Genomic DNA, 17,178 nt, shown 5'->3' with positions numbered 1-17,178 from the left:
TGGGCAATGACAACGATAGGAAGGGGGATTGCGGTCTTAGGAACCCTGACGCTGGCGCACGTCCGACAGCAGGCGCGCGAATTCCTTTTTGACCACGCCATAGCATTCGCACACGTGGCCTTCGAGGCCGGCACGGTCCAGCACGGAGATATGGCCGCGCCGGTAACTGATGAAGCCGCGCTGCTGCAGGCGCCCGGCCGCTTCCGTCACGCCCTCGCGGCGCACGCCCAGCATGTTGGCAATCAACTCCTGCGTCATCGTCAGTTCGCGGTTCGGCAGGCGATCCATGGTCAGCAGCAGCCAGCGGCACAGTTGCTGCTCCACCGTATGGTGGCGGTTGCACACGGCCGTCTGCGACATTTGCGTGATCAAGGCTTGCGTATAGCGCAGCAGCAAGCGCATGACGGGACCGGCGCGGTCGAACTCTTCCATCAGCAGGTGGGCCTTGAGGCGATAGCCGACACCGCCCGTCTGCACGACGGCGCGGCTCGGTGTCGAGTTGCCGCCCATGAACAGCGACACGCCCACCATGCCTTCATTGCCGACGCCGGCAATTTCCGACGAGCCGCCGTTTTCCAGCAGGTAGTGAATGGAAACGATGGCCGTGGTGGGGAAATACACATGCTGCAGCTTGTCGCCCGAATCGTAGATCACGTCGCCGAGCAGCATGGAGACTTGCTCCAGGTGGGGAGCCAGGCGCGCGAAATCGGCGTCGAGCATGGCGGCGAGCAAATGGTTTTGATTCGGGTTGTGCAGCTGGGCATGCGGACTCGACATGGGCAGGTTTCCTGGTTTCCAGTCGTCAGCTAGGGGATAGAGGTAAGACGTCCGAACGAGGGGCGCCATATGCGGCAGCGTAACACAGCACTGGCACAGTGACCCGACTATATTTCTTGTCGGCATGGCCGTCCGTTCGCCAGCGAACGGACGGCCATGTGGCGCGCGCCCTACAGTCAATCACTGCCAGGGCTGCCGGATCATGGATCGGCACCGGCGCTGCCACCGGACGTCATCATGCAATCATTCTTCAAACGTATCTCCATTTCCGTTTCCACCTCGGCCCTGATCACCCTGGCGGTCGGACTGTGCCTGACGGCGCTATGCTACGCCTCGGCGCGCCAGATCGAGTCGGAAAGCACCCGGCTGCTGCTGCAGTACCACGCCAGCGGACAGACGCTGCGCGCCGCCCTGCTGCCGGCCAACGGCATGAGCCTGGACGCGAACCATCGCGGCTCGCTGTATGTGCTGCTGGGCGGACTGCTGTCGAGCCTGCTGGCAACGGCGTATGTGTACCAGCTGGTGTCGCGCAATTCCGTGATTGCCCGCATCACGGGCGAGCGCACGGCGGCGCTGCAGTTTGCCAATTTGCGCCTGTCCGAAGACATCGCCGCGCGCATGCACAATGAAAAATCGCTGCGGCTGCGCGAACGCATCATCGAAGTGTCGGCCAATGCCATCATCCTGTGCAGCGCCGACGCGCCCGGCTACCTGATCGAGTACGTCAATCCCGCCTTCGAGCGCATCACCGGCTATGCCGGCAACGAGGTGATCGGACAGCGCCTGGAAGACTTGCAGGGTCCGCAGCAAGGACGGCAAGACATGCACGCCATCACGGCGGCCCTGCGCGAACAGCGCGAAGGCAAGGCCATCGTGCGCAATTTTCGCAAGGATGGCAGCTGCTACTGGAGTGAGCTGTTCGTCGCCCCCGTGCGCGATGATGGCGATGGTGCCGTCAGCCACTTTGTCGTGGCGCAATACGACATCAGCACCGTCATGCGCTTCGAGCAGGAACTGGAATTCCAGGCCCGGCACGATATCCTGACAGGGCTGGCCAACCGCGCCCTGCTGCGCGAACGGCTGGAACAGGCGATGGCCGTCACCCGGCGCAACGGCCTTCCCCTGTGGGTGGTGTTCATCGACCTCGACCGCTTTAAATTCGTCAATGACACGCTGGGCCACGATGCGGGCGACCAGGTGCTGAAAAACGTGGCCGAGCGCCTGCGCGACGCCACGCGCGAAGTCGACACGGTGGCGCGACTGGGCGGCGACGAATTCGTGCTGCTGCTGCCCCAGCATGGCAATGGCGAACCGGGCGCCGCCATCCTGCAGCGCATTCAAGACGCCGTGGCGCAGCCGCTGCAACTGGGCGAATATGAATTTTTTCTCAGCTGCTGCATGGGCGTGGCCGTGTATCCCGACGATGGCCAGAATGCCGACACCTTGATCAAGCACGCCGACATCGCCATGTACCGCGCCAAGGAACAGGGACGGGGGCACTGGCAATTCTATGCGTCGGGCATGAATGCAGGCACCCTGGAACAACTGGGACTGGAGAGCGAATTGCGCCACGCCCTGGAGCGGGGGCAGTTTCACCTCGAATACCAGCCACAGCTGGATCTGGCCAGCGGCGCAGTGGTGGGCATGGAAGCGCTGCTGCGCTGGCAGCATCCGCAACTGGGGCGCATTCCACCTGCCAGCTTCATCGGCCTGGCAGAGGAAATGGGCTTGATCACGCCCATCGGCGACTGGGTCCTGCGCACGGCGTGCGCCCAGACGCGCGCCTGGCAACTGGCCGGCCACGGTCCGCTGCGCCTGGCCGTCAACCTGTCGGCGCGGCAATTCAAGCAAAGAAATCTGCTGCACGCGGTGGCGCAGGCACTGGCCGAGACGGGCCTCGCCGCCGCCCATCTGGAACTGGAATTGACGGAAAGCATGGTCATGCATAACGTGGAGCAAGCCACATCCATCATGGCCAACCTGAAGGCGCTGGGCGTGCAACTGTCCATCGACGACTTCGGCACCGGCTACTCCAGCCTGGCCTACCTGCGCCACTTCCCCATCGATGTATTAAAGATCGACAAAACCTTCGTCAGCGACATCACGCACAGCGACGACGATGCGGCCATCGTGCGCGCCATCATTTCGCTGGCGCACAGTCTGCGCCTGAAAGTGATCGCCGAAGGCGTGGAAACAGAGCAGCAGCTGGCCTTCCTGCGCCAGCACGGCTGCGACCAGATGCAGGGCTATCTGTTCAGCCGCCCCCTGGCCGCGCCCGCCTTCGAAGAACTATTACGCCAAGGCAGCATGTTGCCTGCCTTGGCGATGGGTTGACCATGCGTTAAAACGCGTGGCGCAGGCCGACGTTGAAGGCGCGGTTGCCCGTACCCACTTCCGTGGCGTTGCCCACCATGTAGGCGGCGTCGTTGCGGTTGCGGATGTGCGCGTAGGCAAGATAGACCTTGCTGCGCTTGGACAAGGCATACGTGGCGCCGATGGCCAGCTGCTGCGCATCGCGGTTGGCCGCATCGCGGTCATCCTTGCGCACATACGAGGCCAGCAAGGTCGTCGCACCGAGCGGCACGGAGACGCCAACGATGGCGTCGCGGCTGTCGGTCGACTGGGCCGGCGCCTGCGCCGCGCCGTACGGATTTTCCGCGAAGAACATGGTGCTGCCATCGCCCGTGTTGCGGCCATAGCCCGCAAACGCCGTGGCCACGCCAAAGTTGTAGTTACCGGCCAGAATGGTGTTGTTGACGTCGGCCTTGCCCGGCTCGCCGGCACGGCTCTGGCGCGCCAGGCGCAAAGTCAACGGACCGTTGACATAGCCGAGGGCCAGGCCCAGCGAACGCTGATCTGCCGCAATCCCCGTGTGCTCGCCAGCACCATACATCACCGTCGCCGTCACGCCGCGCAGCTCGGGCGAGGTGTAGCGCACGGTATTGTCGATGCGCGTGGCCGAATAGCCGGCCAGGTTGGTCGCCGCGCCGGCAAAGCCGCCCTCGAAGGGGTCGGCCACGTCGGTCAGCGCCTGGCTTTGCAGGTTGTACTGTCGCCCCACGGTCAGCATGCCCAGCGGACTGTTAAGGCCGACAAAGGCCTGGCGGCCGAACAATTGCCCCGCCTGGTCAGAGCGGCCCGTGTCGCTCAGGACGCCCGCTTCCAGGGTGAACACGGCTTGCCAGCCGTCGCCCAGCGACTCCGTGCCGCGCAGACCCAGGCGCGAGCCGGCCGATATCCCACTGGTGAGCTTGCTGACGCCGCCTTCCTGCACCAGGCCCGCGTCCATCAGCCCATACACGTCGACGGACGACTGGGCGTGGGCGGCGGACATGGCGCCGAGGGTGGTGGCAAGGCCGGCAACGATGGCGATTTTTTTCATGGTGATTTCCTTGTAAAAGCGAAACCAGGAAAGCGGCGGCCACGGCAAGGCCACAGGCGGCAAGGCGCCAAGCGGGGTGTGCCGTGTCAAAAGACGACGCGCCGGACAACAGATCCTGGCTAAGCTGTGGCGGCAGCGGCGTGCAATGACGTGCCGCTTTGATTCCGCCGTGAATGGTGCACCGCTGGCGGTGCGCGTGGCTCAGGCGCCCGGCCCGAAGGGGACGCGCTGAAAGTGGCTGGCATCGCAGATGCGCTGGCCGTGAGACGCGGACGGGTGCTGGATATGAAACGTTGATCCCACCGCGTCTGCTGGCGCCGTCCGCAAGGATGGGGCAGGAGGCGCCGAGGCCGGCATTATAGCATCGGCCGCCCTTTCTCCCCCGTTTTATTGCGCCCTCTGTTGTTGGTTCGCGCCCCGCCAGGCCGCCAAAACACTGAAAAAGGCCGCTTGCCACGCTGCAGGCGTTGCCGCGTCATCTATAATGGTTCCTTTTGCCAATCACACGCCAAATCATGGAATTAGCCAAGTCTTTCGAGCCCGCCGACATTGAACAATTCTGGCGCACCGAGTGGGAACAGCGCGGTTACTTTACCGCCACCCTCGATGCCGGAAAACCTTCCTTCAGCATCCAGTTGCCGCCGCCGAACGTCACCGGCACCCTGCACATGGGCCATGCGTTCAACCAGACCATCATGGATGGCCTGACCCGCTACCACCGCATGCTGGGCCACAACACAGCCTGGATTCCCGGCACCGACCACGCGGGCATCGCCACGCAAATCGTCGTGCAACGCCAGCTGGACGCGCAAAAGATTTCGCGCCATGACCTGGGCCGCGAGAAATTCGTGGAAAAAGTGTGGGAATGGAAAGAAAAATCCGGTTCCATCATCACCGGCCAGATGCGCCGCCTGGGCGCCTCGGCCGACTGGCAGCGCGAATATTTCACGATGGACGAGCCGCGCTCGAAAGTCGTCACCGACGTCTTCGTGCGCCTGTTCGAGCAAGGCTTGATCTACCGCGGCAAGCGCCTCGTCAACTGGGACCCCGTGCTGGGCACGGCTGTGTCCGACCTGGAAGTGGTGTCCGAGGAAGAAGATGGTTCCATGTGGTATATCAAGTACCCGCTGGCCGACGGCAGCGGTTTCCTGACGGTGGCTACCACGCGTCCTGAAACCATGCTGGGCGACGTGGCCGTGGCCGTCGATCCGACGGACGAGCGTTATACGGCACTGGTGGGCAAGATGCTGAAACTGCCGCTGACGGACCGCGAAATCCCCATCATCGCCGACGAGTACGTCGACAAGGAATTCGGCACGGGCTGCGTCAAGATCACCCCGGCGCACGACATGAACGATTACGCCGTCGGCCAGCGCCACAAACTGGCGCAGATCGTCATCCTGACCCTGGACGCGAAGATCACCGACGATGCGCCCGAGGCCTACCGCGGCATGGACCGCTTCGCCGCGCGCAAGCAGATCGTCGCCGACCTCGACGCGCAAGGCTTGCTGGAACAGGTCAAGCCCCACAAACTGATGGTGCCGCGCGGCGACCGCACGGGTGTCGTCATCGAACCGATGCTGACGGACCAGTGGTTTGTCGCCATGAGCAAACCGGCCCCGGAAGGCACGTTCTTCCCGGGCAAGTCGATCGCTGAAACGGCGCTGGACAAGGTCGCCAACGGCGAAATCAAGTTCGTGCCGGAAAACTGGAGCACCACCTACAACCAGTGGCTCAACAACATCCAGGACTGGTGCATCTCGCGCCAGCTGTGGTGGGGCCATCAAATCCCGGCTTGGTACGACGACAAGGGCAATATCTTTGTTGCAAAAACGCAAGCCGAAGCGGAAGCCAAGGCGCTGGCCGCCGGCAGCACGGGTCCCTTGAAGCGCGACGACGACGTGCTCGACACGTGGTTCTCGTCCGCCCTGGTGCCGTTCTCGACCATGGGTTGGCCGGAAGAAACACCGGACATGAAGGCCTTCCTGCCCTCGTCCGTGCTGGTGACGGGTTTCGACATCATCTTCTTCTGGGTCGCGCGCATGGTCATGATGACGGCGCACTTCACGGGCAAGGTGCCGTTTGAAACCGTCTACGTACACGGCCTGGTGCGCGATTCGACAGGGCAGAAGATGTCCAAGTCGAAGGGCAACACGCTGGATCCGATCGACCTGATCGACGGCATCGACCTGGAAGGCTTGATCGTCAAGCGCACCACGGGCCTGATGAACCCGCGCGACGCGGAAAAGATCACCAAGGCGACGCGCAAGGAATTCCCGGAAGGCATTTCGGCCTACGGCACGGACGCCGTGCGCTTCACCATGGCCAGCTATGCCTCGCTGGGCCGCAACATCAATTTCGACCTGGGCCGCTGCGAAGGCTACCGCAACTTCTGCAACAAGATGTGGAACGCCACCCGTTTCGTCATGATGAATACGGAGAACAAGGATTGCAGCCCGAACGAGGCCGACCTGTCGCAGGCGGACAAGTGGATCATCTCGCTGCTGCAAAAGGCGGAACTGGACGTGGCCAAGGGCTTTGAAGACTTCCGTTTCGACAATATCGCCGCGACCATCTATAAATTCGTGTGGGACGAGTATTGCGACTGGTACCTGGAAGTGGCGAAAGTCCAGGTACAGCAGGGCACGGAAGGCCAGCAGCGCGCCACCCGCCACACCCTGCTGCGCGTGCTGGAAGTGGTGCTGCGCCTGGCTCATCCGATCATCCCCTTCGTCACGGAAGCCCTGTGGCAGACAGTGGCGCCGCTGGCCGGCAAGACCCTGAAGCCAGAGGGTGATTCGATCATGATGCAGCCGTATCCGATCGCCAACACCGACAAGATCGACGAGTCGGCCGAAGCGTGGATGCAGCAGCTGAAAGCCTTGACGGACGCCACGCGCAACCTGCGCGGCGAAATGCAGATCTCGCCATCCGTGCGCGTGCCGCTGATCGTCGAGGCAGGCAATGCCAGCGAGAAAGCAGCGCTGGCGTCGTACGCGCCGTACATCCAGTCGCTGGGCAAGCTGGCCGACGTGCAGATCGTCGATGCGCTGCCGGATTCGCCAGCCGCCGTCGCCATCGTCGGCACCACCAAGCTGATGCTGAAAGTGGAAATCGACGTGGCTGCCGAACGCGAGCGGCTGGGCAAGGAAATCGCCCGCATCGAAGCGGAAATTGCCAAAGTAAATAGCAAATTAGGCAATGAAAGCTTCGTCGCGCGCGCCCCGGCCGCCATCGTTGCGCAAGAAAACGAGCGTTTGCTCAGTTTTTCGGCGACAATTGAAAAACTGCGCGAACAGTTTGCTAAACTAGCCAGCGCATAAGGCAGGTTTGGAAGGATTGCGCGGCGTCATCCGTGACGCCGCGCAGGATGGCTGGTCTTGCCTTGGTATATACACTGTTCGTGACCCGATCAAAAAAACCAATGGAGACTAGCGATGCGTACTTTATTCAAAACCACCGTCACAGCAAGCATCATGATGGCCGCCCTGGCCATCGGCGGCAGCGCCATCGCGCGCGACGGCAATTACACCCCCGTCGGCACGTGGAAAACCATCGATGACGCCAGCGGCAAGCCGAAATCCCTCGTCGTCATCACGGAAAGCAACGGCGTCTTGCAAGGCAAGATCGACAAGCTGTTCCGCGCCCCGAATGAAGAGCAAAATCCGAAGTGCGACAAGTGCACGGGCGCCAACAAGGACCAGCCCATCGTCGGCCTGGTGATCCTGTCCGGCCTGAAATATGACGGCAAGGAATGGACGGGCGGCGAAATCATGGACCCGGCCAATGGCAAGACCTACAAGAGCAAGGCCGAACTGATTGAAGGCGGCACCAAGCTGCAAGTGCGCGGCTATGTCGGCGTGCCGATGTTTGGCCGCTCGCAGACGTGGGTGCGCGAAGAGTAAGCACGGCACGCCCTGCCCTGATGAAGCCGGCCCTGCGCCGGCTTTTTTGTGTCTGTTTTTCGCACACGTCCGTTGTTTTCCAGGCCGAATCGCGCGCGTTTGCGGCGATTTCCCGTCAAAGACAAGCTAAGCGCGCCAGCGCACATACCTCCAGTTTCCTAAATGAAATAGTGCATGCCTGTGACGCCATCGCCTGTAGCGAAAAGCGGCATGGCTCTGCCGGATGACCTCATCCGCGGATGCCCGGCAATGATTGCCATGCACAAAGGAACTATATGAACCTCTTCAAGCGATATCTGAATCCGCTGCTCGTCTCGGCAGGTTTGCTGGCCATGGCCGCCATGGCCGGTTGCGGCGGCGGCGACCAGGGACGCGATCCCATCCTCGGCTTGCCGGGCGCCACCTTGTCCAGCCTGGCCGTCACGCCAGCCACGGCGACGGTCGCCATCGGCGCCGGCCAGCAATTCACGGCGATCGCCACGTATAGCGACGGCTCCTCGCAAGACGTCAGCGCCAAGGCGGCCTGGACATCGGCCACGCCGGCCAGTGCCACCGTCAACGCCAGCAGCGGCGTTGCCGCCGGCGTGGCTGCCGGCAACAGCAGCATCAGCGCCGCCTTTGGCGGCAAGAGCGCAGCGGCCCAGTTGACCGTCACGCCAGCGACCTTGCTGGCTATCGCCGTCACGCCGCAAAGCCCCATCGTGCCCGTCGCCGCGACGCGCCAGCTGGCCGTCATTGCCACCTACTCGGACAACAGCACGGCTGACGTCACGGCCGGCAGCAGCTTCCTTGCCGTCACGCCCGCTTTCGCCACCGTCGCCAACGGCGGCCTCGTCACCGGCGTTGCCTTTGGCACCAGCGTCATGAACGCGAGCTTCAACGGCAAGACGGCCAGCACCACCATCACCGTGCCTGCCGCCAGCATCGTCAGCATCGCCGTCACGCCGGCCACCGCCAGCATCGCTGTCGGCGCCACGCAGCAATTCATTGCCACCGCAACGTATTCGGACAGCTCGAACGCCATCATCACCAACAGCGCCGCCTGGACCTCGGGCACCGTTGCCAATGCCACGGTACTGAACACGGGCGTCGCCACCGGTGTTGCCACCGGCACCAGCAGTATCACCGCCACGGCCGGCGGCCAGTCGGGCAGCGCGCTGCTGACCGTCACCGCTGTCGCCATCCCGCCCGTCCTGAACCCGATCGTCCTGGGGCGCGCGGCACCGTTCGGCGTGCTGGCAGGCACCTCGATCACGAACAATTCGGGCGGCACCACGCTGATCACGGGCGACGTCGGCTCACCTTCGCAAACGGTCGATCCGACCCAGGCGGCTGGCTTTACCAACTACAAGTCGGGCGCCATCCTGGCCGGCGCCATGACGGATTTACAAGCGGCGATCACGGATGGCAACAGCCGCACGTGCGACGTCAGCTTTGCCGGCGGCATCGACCTCGGCGGCCAAACCTTCGGCCCCGGCGTGTATTGCTATGCCGGTGCCATCAGCATCACGGGTACGCTGACCCTGAACGGTCCCGGCGTGTACATTTTCCGCACGGCGCTGACCCTGAACTCGACCGTCAACTCGGTGGTTGCCCTGAACAATGGCGCCACGGCCGACAACGTCAGCTGGCTGCCCGTCGGCCCGACCACCCTGGCCGCCAACAGCGTCTTCAAGGGCAATATCCTGGGCCAGTCGGCCGCCATCACGGTGGGCGACAACGCGACCCTGCTCAATGGCCGCGTGCTGACGGCTGCCGCCGTGACCCTGCGCAACAATCAGATCACCAAATAATCGGGACATGACCATGACTATCGCACACACACTGGGCACCCTGAGCGTAATGGCCGGCGCCTTGCTGGCGGCCCAATCGGCGCAGGCGCAGGACAACACCTTCATCAACCCAGACTGGGCCAACAGCGCCTGGTACATCGGCGCGGGCGTGGGCCAGTCGCGCGCCACCATCGACGAGCCGCGCCTGCGCGCCAGCCTTGCCGCCAACGGCGAAACCGTCACCGGTTTTAGCAAGGACCAGCGCGACACCGGCTATAAACTGTTTGTCGGCCGCCAACTGAACCAGTATTTCGCCATGGAAGCCGGTTACTTTGACCTGGGCAAGTTCGATTTCAAGTCGACCACCAGCGGCAACGGCGTGCTCAACGGCCAAGCGGCCTTTCGCGGCGTGAACCTGGACTTGCTGGGCCAGCTGCCGCTGTCGCAGCGCCTGTCCTTGCTGGGCCGTGTCGGCATGCACTACACCAAGACCAACACGGAGTTCAGCGGCAACCGCCTGCTGGGTTCGACCAATACCCATGCCAGCGAGCGCAAGCTCAACGCCAAGCTGGGCCTGGGCCTCGAATACAAGTTCAGCGAAGCGCTGGCCCTGCGCGGCGAAGTCGAGCGTTATCGCTTGAACGACGCCGTCGGCAACCGCGGCGATGCGGACCTGTATTCCGTCAGCCTCGTGTATAAGCTGGGCCGTCCGGCCAGCGCCACGCCGGCCTACCAGCCGGCGCCCGAAGTCGCCCCCGTCGTCGCCATGCCGGCACCGCTGATCGAAGCCAAGCCCGCACCGGTGCCCGTGGCGGAAAAAGTGTCATTTGCTTCCGAAGCGCTGTTTGATTTCGATCAATCGACGCTCAAGCCGCAAGGCAAGGCGGCGCTGGACCAGCTGCTCGGTCAGTTGACGGGCATGGACCTGGAAGTCATCGTCACGGTCGGTCATACGGATGCCGTCGGCTCCGACGCCTACAACCAGAAACTGTCGCAGCGCCGCGCCGAAGCCGTCAAGGCTTACCTGGTGGCGCAAGGCGTGGAAACGAGCCGCGTCTACACGGAAGGCAAGGGAGAAACGCAGCCCGTGGCCGACAACACGACTGCCGCCGGCCGCGCCAAAAACCGCCGCGTGACGGTGGAAGTCGTGGGCACGAGAAAAGTCATGCGTTAAGTTTCATGCGCACAAAAAAACCGGCTTGCGCCGGTTTTTTTTCGCCCACAGTTTTTTCGTCCACCGCTTATAGCGCCGGGGTCCGCTTGCGGTGGTGCTTGCTCAAATGCCGGTCCAGGCTATTCGCAAACTGCTGGCGGTCGGACTGGCTGAAGGCGGCCGGGCCGCCCGTGTCCACGCCGCCGCTGCGCAATTCCTCCATGAAGGCGCGCATCGTCAGTTGCTGGGCGATATTATCCTGCGTGTAGAACTCGCCGCGCGGGTTCAGCGCAAAACCGCCCTTGGCCAGCACGTCGGCGGCCAGCGGGATGTCGCCCGTGATGACGAGGTCGCCGGGGTTGAGCAGGCGCACGATTTCCTGGTCGGCCACGTCGGCGCCGGACGGCACTTGCACGGTGCGGATGAAACGCGACGGCGGCACGCGCAAGCCCTGGTTGGCCACCAGGATGAGCGGCAATTCCAGGCGGTCGGCGACTCTGTATAGAATTTCCTTGATGACGACGGGACAGGCATCGGCGTCGATCCAGATCTGCATGCCCTCGATAGCCTGCTGGCTGCCGTCCGCCATCACAGTTCCCACGCTTCGCCGCCGGGACCCATGCGCGGCGCGCTGACGCCGAAGTGCAGATACGCGGCCGGCGTGGCGACCCGGCCACGCGGCGTGCGCTGCAAAAAGCCTTGCTGGATCAGGTATGGTTCCAGCACGTCTTCGATGGTGTCGGCCGCTTCGCCAATGGCCGCCGCCAGATTCCCGATGCCGACGGGGCCGCCGCCGAACTTGAACAGCACGGCTTCGAGCAGTTTGCGGTCCATCACGTCGAAGCCGGCGGAATCGACGTCGAGCATGGCCAGCGCGCGGTCGGCCACCACCTTGGTGATGTCGCCATTGCTTTTGACTTCCGCGAAATCGCGCACGCGGCGCAATAAGCGGTTGGCGATGCGGGGCGTGCCACGGGCGCGCTGGGCGATTTCATGCGCGCCTTCCGGGTCGATCGGCGCCTTCAGCAAGGCGGCGCTGCGCGTGACGATCTTTGTCAGCTCGCCCGTGTTGTAAAACTCGAGGCGGGCGACGATGCCGAAACGGTCGCGCAGCGGATTGGTCAGCATGCCGGCGCGCGTGGTGGCGCCGACCAATGTGAACGGCTGCAGATCGAGCTTCACGGAACGGGCGGCCGGGCCTTCGCCGATCATGATATCGATCTGATAATCCTCAAGGGCCGGATACAAAATCTCTTCCACGACGGGCGACAGCCGGTGGATTTCATCGATGAACAGGACGTCGTTCGCTTCCAGGTTCGTCAGGATCGCCGCCAGGTCGCCCGGGCGTTCGAGCACGGGCCCGGAGGTCTGGCGCAGATTGACGCCCATTTCACGCGCGATGATGTGCGCCAGCGTCGTCTTGCCCAGGCCTGGCGGGCCGAACAGCAAGGTGTGGTCGAGCGCTTCCTTGCGCTGGCGCGCAGCCGTGATGAAGATCTCGAGCTGGTCGCGGATCTTTTCCTGTCCCACATACTCGTCGAGCTGCTTCGGGCGCAAGGCCCGTTCGATGGCCTCTTCGTTGTGCGAGATGGGGGCCGCATCGATGATGCGCTGTTCCGTGAAGCTGTCGGTCTGGATGCTCATGCCTTATCAGCCTTTCGACAGCGCTTTCAGCGCCAGTTTGATGCCGTCCGAGACGCCGCTGCCGGCCGGCACGTTCTTCACGGCGGCCAGCGCTTCCTTGTCCGAGTAGCCGAGCGCGACCAGCGCATTCAAGATGTCCGATTGGGCGTCCGGCGCCGCATGCGCGCCCAGCGGACCGAGATCCGCACCGATCTTGCCCTTCAATTCCAGTAATAAACGTTCGGCCGTCTTCTTGCCGATGCCCGGCACTTTCACGAGGCGGCCGGAATCCTGCAAGGTGATCGCCTGCGCCAGGTCGGCAATCGTCATGCCGGACAGGATGGACAGCGCCATGCGCGCGCCCACGCCCGTGATCTTGATCAACTGGCGGAACACGGCGCGTTCGGCCGCATTGCCGAAGCCAAACAGCAGATGCGCATCTTCGCGGATTGCCTGGTGCGTGAACAGCACGACTTTTTCGCCCACGTGGGGCAAGTTATAAAAGGTGCTCATCGGCACGTCGACTTCATAGCCGACGCCCTGGCAATCGACCAGCAATTGTGGCGGATTTTTTTCAAGCAAAATACCGGAGAGACGGCCTATCATTGCGTGTTCCTAATGTTGTGTATATATATGAGGGGCATATGGCGCGCCTAGCCTACCAGGCGGCCGCGCTTCATGCGCAAGCCCTGCAGCTGGGGCGCCAGCGCGCCTATCATGGCCAGCGCATCGATGCTGTTGGCGTGGCAAATGGCCACGCCCAGCGCATCGGCCGCATCGGTGCCGGGCAAGCCGGGCAGTGACAACAGCCGGGACACCATGTCCTGCACCTGCTCCTTGGCCGCCTTGCCGTGGCCCGTGACGGCCTGTTTCACTTGCAGGGCCGTGTATTCGGCCACCGACAAGTCGGCGTGGACCAGCGCGCAAATGGCCGCGCCGCGTGCCTGCCCCAGCAGCAAGGTCGATTGGGGATTGACGTTGACAAACACTTTTTCGATGGCCGCGCAATCGGGCTGGTAGGTGCCGACGATTTCGCTCACGCCCTGCAGGATGATCTTCAGGCGCGGCGGCAATTCCCCTTCGGAACCCGTCTTGACGGTCCCCGACGCGATATAGCGCAGCTTGTTGCCGTGTTTTTCAATGACCCCAAAGCCGGTCGTGCGCAAGCCAGGATCGATGCCAAGAATAATCATCGCCAGATTCTATAATGAATACGGCAGGCACCGGTGAATAACCGGTGCCTGCCGTTTAACCACCTTCAAAGAAGATGGGATAAACCGTAGCGAGCGGCGATGCGGCGTGGCAGAGAAGCGCAACTGTGCTGTAGCACAGTGAGCATCGCAGGCCGCGCCCCGCGCCGCGCAGTAGGTTTAGACCGCCTTCTTAATGACGGAAGTGACGCGTTCCGGTATACAACATCACGACGCCGCGCTCGTCCGCCGCATCGATCACTTCCTGGTCGCGCATGGAGCCGCCCGGGTGGATCACGCAGGTCGCGCCCGCGTCGACGACGACGTCGAGGCCGTCGCGGAACGGGAAGAAGGCGTCCGACGCCACCACGGAGCCAGTCAGCGACAGGCCCGCGTTTTGCGCCTTGATGGAAGCGATGCGGGCAGAATCGATACGGCTCATCTGGCCTGCGCCCACGCCCAGGGTCATGTTATTGCCGCAGAAGACAATGGCGTTCGACTTGACGAATTTCGCCACTTTCCAGGCGAACATCAGGTCGGCCAGTTGCTGCGGCGTTGGCTGCAGTTTGCTGACCACGCGCAAGTCGCCGATGCCGACGTTTTTCGCGTCCGGCGATTGCACCAGCAAGCCGCCACCGACGCGCTTGAAGTCCATGGCGTGCACGCCGCTGCCCAGCGGGATTTCCAGCATGCGCACGTTTTGCTTGCTCGACAGAATCTGTTTCGCTTCGGCGGAGAACGATGGGGCGATCAGCACTTCGACGAACAGCTTGGCGATTTCGCCGGCGGTGGCGCCGTCCAGTTCGGTATTAAACGCGATGATGCCGCCAAAGGCCGAAGTCGGGTCCGTCTGCAGGGCGCGCGCGTACGCTTCGGCCGCATTCTTGCCCAGCGCTACGCCGCATGGGTTCGCGTGCTTGACGATGACGCAGGCGGCGCTTTGCTCGAAGCCGCCCATGCTCTTCACGCATTCCCAGGCTGCATCGGCGTCGGCGATGTTGTTGTACGACAATTCCTTGCCTTGCAGTTGGCGGTAGTTGGCCAGCGCGCCATCGGTGGTGACCAGGTCGCGGTAGAAGGCGGCGCTCTGGTGCGGGTTTTCACCGTAACGCATGTCTTGCACTTTCTCAAAGGCCACGTTCAAGATTTGCGGATAGGCGCCGCGCTCGGCGTGCACTTTCGTCGGGCCCAGGCTGGTCAGGTAGTTGGTGATGGCGCCGTCGTATTGCGCCGTGTGCGCAAAGACTTTCTTCGCCAGCATGAACTTGGTGTCATAGCTGACGTCGCCGGCCTGGCCGTCGGCCGAGCGGATTTCCGCCAGCACGGCATCGTAGTCGGTCGGATCGCAGATGACGACCACATCCTTGTGGTTCTTGGCTGCCGAACGCAGCATGGTCGGGCCGCCGATATCGATATTTTCGATCGCGTCTTCCAAGGTGCAATCGGCCTTGGCGACCGTGCCCTGGAACGGGTACAGGTTGACGACCACCATGTCGATGGTCGGCATGTTGTGCTCGACCAGTTTCGACATGTGCTCAGGGAAATCGCGGCGCGCCAGGATACCGCCATGCACTTTCGGGTGCAGGGTTTTCACACGGCCATCGAGCATCTCCGGGAAACCCGTGTAATCGGCGACTTCCGTGACGGGAACACCGTTGTCTGCCAGCAATTTGGCGGTACCACCGGTGGACAGGAGGTTGACGCCGAGGGCAGACAGGGCGCGGGCGAATTCGAGAACGCCGGTCTTGTCGGAAACGGAGAGGAGAGCTTGTTTGATCATGGCTGTGGCTAGGTGGTTAAGTGTTCTTGGCGAATGGCGCAGCGGTCAGCTTCAGGCGAAGCCCGCTGCGGCGGATTCAAATCTTGGCGTCACTTGCATGCCGGCATTACAGCAAACCGTGCTCCTGCAATTTCTTGCGCAGGGTATTGCGGTTGATGCCCAGCATCTGCGCGGCGTGCGACTGGTTGCCATCGGCGCGTGTCATCACGACTTCCAGGATGGGCTTTTCCACGGTCAGCACGACCATGTCGTAGATATTCGATGCTTGCTGTTCGCCCAGGTCATTGAAGTAATCTTCTAGACTTTTCTGTACGACTTCCTGAATGCTTTCTTTGCTCATTTGTATGCTTCAACCGGCTGAACACCTGGCTATCCGACGCCGCGCCGCTCATGCGGTCCGCGTGCTGCCCTCTTGCCTCGGTGTTGTAATTAATATTGCATGACGCTCTGTATAGGCGCTCGCCCTTGTATTACTTATAACTATTGCTTGTAACTTATATCACTACGTTGCTATCTGATCATGCTGCCGTGACCGTAGGTTTGATCACATCGATCAGGCCACTTTCACTGGATTCGGCGAGGCGGTATTGTAACCGTTCGCCAAATTTCCATTGCGACTCAAAAAATTGATCGACGGCCAGCAATTGCGCCTCCGTCGACTCCAGCAAGTTCATTTCCTGGCGGAACGCTTCGCCGCCTTCCAGATCCTTGACATACCAGCCGATGTGCTTGCGCGCCGTCCGCACGCCAAGGAATTCGCCATAAAACGCGTAATGGGCGCGCAAATGCTCATCCATCAGGGTGCGTACTTCATCCACGTACGGCGCCGGCAGCAAGGTGCCGGTGCGCAGGAAATGGTCGATTTCGCGACAAATCCACGGCCGGCCCTGCGCCGCGCGGCCGATCATGACGGCATCGGCGCCCGTTTGATCCAGCACAAAGCGGGCCTTTTCCGGGCTGGTAATGTCGCCATTGGCCACCACGGGGATGCCCACCGATGCTTTCACAGCGGCAATAGTTTCATATTCGGCATCGCCCTTGTAGCCATCGGCGCGCGTGCGGCCGTGCAAGGTCAGCATCTGGATGCCAGCTTGCTCGGCGATGCGGGCGATGGTCAGGGCATTCTTGTTGGACCGGTTCCAGCCCGTGCGAAATTTCAGGGTGACGGGCACGTCGACGGCATTGACGACGGCGTGCAAGATCTTTTCGACCAGGCTTTCATCTTGCAACAGGGCCGAACCGCACCAACTGTTGCACACCTTCTTCACGGGGCAACCCATGTTGATGTCGATGATCTGCGCGCCACGGTCTACGTTGAACCTGGCGCAATCGGCCAGGTCTTGCGGATCGGCGCCGGCGATCTGCACGGCTTTCGGCTCCATTTCGCCGTCGTGGTCCGTGCGGCGTGCGCTTTTTTCCGTTGCCCACAGGCGCGGATTCGACGCCGCCATCTCCGACACGGCGTAGCCGGCACCCAGCTGCTTGCACAACTGGCGGAAAGGCCGATCCGTCACGCCCGCCATGGGAGCGACGAAAACATTGTTGCGCAGAATGTGAGGGCCGATTTGCACTGAAGAACCTGGAATGGACGGAGGA

14 protein-coding genes are annotated in these 17,178 nt (G+C 62.6%); 5 read left to right on the top strand and 9 right to left on the bottom strand.

The genetic code is table 11. The features are described from left to right. Positions 1-36: 36 nt before the first annotated feature. The gene (locus ACQ4W4_RS24515) at positions 37-777 is read right to left on the bottom strand and encodes a Crp/Fnr family transcriptional regulator (protein ID WP_152253562.1); all 741 of its coding nucleotides are present in this window, start codon (positions 775-777) and stop codon (positions 37-39) included. 237 nt (positions 778-1,014) lie between these two features. Between ACQ4W4_RS24515 and ACQ4W4_RS24510 the strand changes: the two genes are divergently transcribed. Next, positions 1,015-3,111: a putative bifunctional diguanylate cyclase/phosphodiesterase gene (locus tag ACQ4W4_RS24510; RefSeq protein ID WP_436544156.1), complete on the top strand. Its 2,097-nt coding sequence runs from the start codon at positions 1,015-1,017 to the stop codon at positions 3,109-3,111. A 7-nt stretch (positions 3,112-3,118) separates the two neighbouring features. Here the strand turns inward: ACQ4W4_RS24510 and ACQ4W4_RS24505 are convergent, their stop codons facing one another. After that, a complete protein-coding gene (locus ACQ4W4_RS24505) occupies positions 3,119-4,159 on the bottom strand; it encodes a porin (RefSeq protein ID WP_436544155.1) in 1,041 nt (346 codons plus the stop codon). A gap of 515 nt (positions 4,160-4,674) precedes the next feature. On the opposite strand from ACQ4W4_RS24505, the gene ACQ4W4_RS24500 reads away from it, so the two are divergent. From ACQ4W4_RS24500 to ACQ4W4_RS24485, 4 genes are all read left to right on the top strand, one after another. Beyond that, positions 4,675-7,482 carry a valine--tRNA ligase gene (locus ACQ4W4_RS24500; protein ID WP_436544154.1) on the top strand — a complete coding sequence of 936 codons (2,808 nt, stop codon included), beginning with the start codon at positions 4,675-4,677 and terminating at the stop codon, positions 7,480-7,482. A gap of 153 nt (positions 7,483-7,635) precedes the next feature. Continuing rightward, complete coding sequence (locus ACQ4W4_RS24495) at positions 7,636-8,064, top strand: DUF2147 domain-containing protein (protein WP_436544172.1); 429 nt, start codon at positions 7,636-7,638, stop codon at positions 8,062-8,064. A 275-nt stretch (positions 8,065-8,339) separates the two neighbouring features. Then, complete coding sequence (locus ACQ4W4_RS24490) at positions 8,340-9,857, top strand: ice-binding family protein (RefSeq protein WP_436544153.1); 1,518 nt, start codon at positions 8,340-8,342, stop codon at positions 9,855-9,857. 13 nt (positions 9,858-9,870) lie between these two features. Then, positions 9,871-11,010, top strand: a complete 1,140-nt coding sequence (locus ACQ4W4_RS24485; protein ID WP_436544152.1) for an OmpA family protein — start codon at positions 9,871-9,873, stop codon at positions 11,008-11,010. Between the two features lie 67 nt (positions 11,011-11,077). On the opposite strand, the gene ACQ4W4_RS24480 is transcribed toward ACQ4W4_RS24485, so the two are convergent. The 7 genes from ACQ4W4_RS24480 to dusB all read right to left on the bottom strand — a co-directional run bounded on the left by ACQ4W4_RS24480 (position 11,078) and on the right by dusB (position 17,153). Then, positions 11,078-11,545 (bottom strand): YaiI/YqxD family protein, encoded by a 468-nt coding sequence (locus tag ACQ4W4_RS24480; RefSeq protein WP_436544171.1) that lies wholly within the window; start codon positions 11,543-11,545, stop codon positions 11,078-11,080. 32 nt (positions 11,546-11,577) lie between these two features. Further along, on the bottom strand, positions 11,578-12,633 hold the full coding sequence (gene ruvB / locus ACQ4W4_RS24475) for a Holliday junction branch migration DNA helicase RuvB (RefSeq protein WP_070312419.1): 1,056 nt from the start codon (positions 12,631-12,633) through the stop codon (positions 11,578-11,580). A gap of 6 nt (positions 12,634-12,639) precedes the next feature. Then, a complete protein-coding gene (gene ruvA, locus ACQ4W4_RS24470; RefSeq protein WP_034784779.1) occupies positions 12,640-13,218 on the bottom strand; it encodes a Holliday junction branch migration protein RuvA in 579 nt (192 codons plus the stop codon). A gap of 47 nt (positions 13,219-13,265) precedes the next feature. Further along, complete coding sequence (gene ruvC / locus ACQ4W4_RS24465; RefSeq protein ID WP_326458183.1) at positions 13,266-13,805, bottom strand: crossover junction endodeoxyribonuclease RuvC; 540 nt, start codon at positions 13,803-13,805, stop codon at positions 13,266-13,268. Between the two features lie 190 nt (positions 13,806-13,995). Continuing rightward, the gene (purH, locus tag ACQ4W4_RS24460; RefSeq protein ID WP_436544151.1) at positions 13,996-15,582 is read right to left on the bottom strand and encodes a bifunctional phosphoribosylaminoimidazolecarboxamide formyltransferase/IMP cyclohydrolase; all 1,587 of its coding nucleotides are present in this window, start codon (positions 15,580-15,582) and stop codon (positions 13,996-13,998) included. Between the two features lie 106 nt (positions 15,583-15,688). Then, positions 15,689-15,922 carry a helix-turn-helix domain-containing protein gene (locus tag ACQ4W4_RS24455; RefSeq protein ID WP_008445162.1) on the bottom strand — a complete coding sequence of 78 codons (234 nt, stop codon included), beginning with the start codon at positions 15,920-15,922 and terminating at the stop codon, positions 15,689-15,691. 178 nt (positions 15,923-16,100) lie between these two features. Next, on the bottom strand, positions 16,101-17,153 hold the full coding sequence (gene dusB, locus ACQ4W4_RS24450) for a tRNA dihydrouridine synthase DusB (RefSeq protein WP_436544150.1): 1,053 nt from the start codon (positions 17,151-17,153) through the stop codon (positions 16,101-16,103). Positions 17,154-17,178 lie beyond the last annotated feature (25 nt).

The organism is Janthinobacterium glycogeni, from assembly GCF_051380725.1.
Taxonomy (GTDB): domain Bacteria; phylum Pseudomonadota; class Gammaproteobacteria; order Burkholderiales; family Burkholderiaceae_D; genus Janthinobacterium.
Note: the sequence above shows the minus strand (reverse complement) of the source record. Positions and strands in the feature narration are given on the sequence as shown.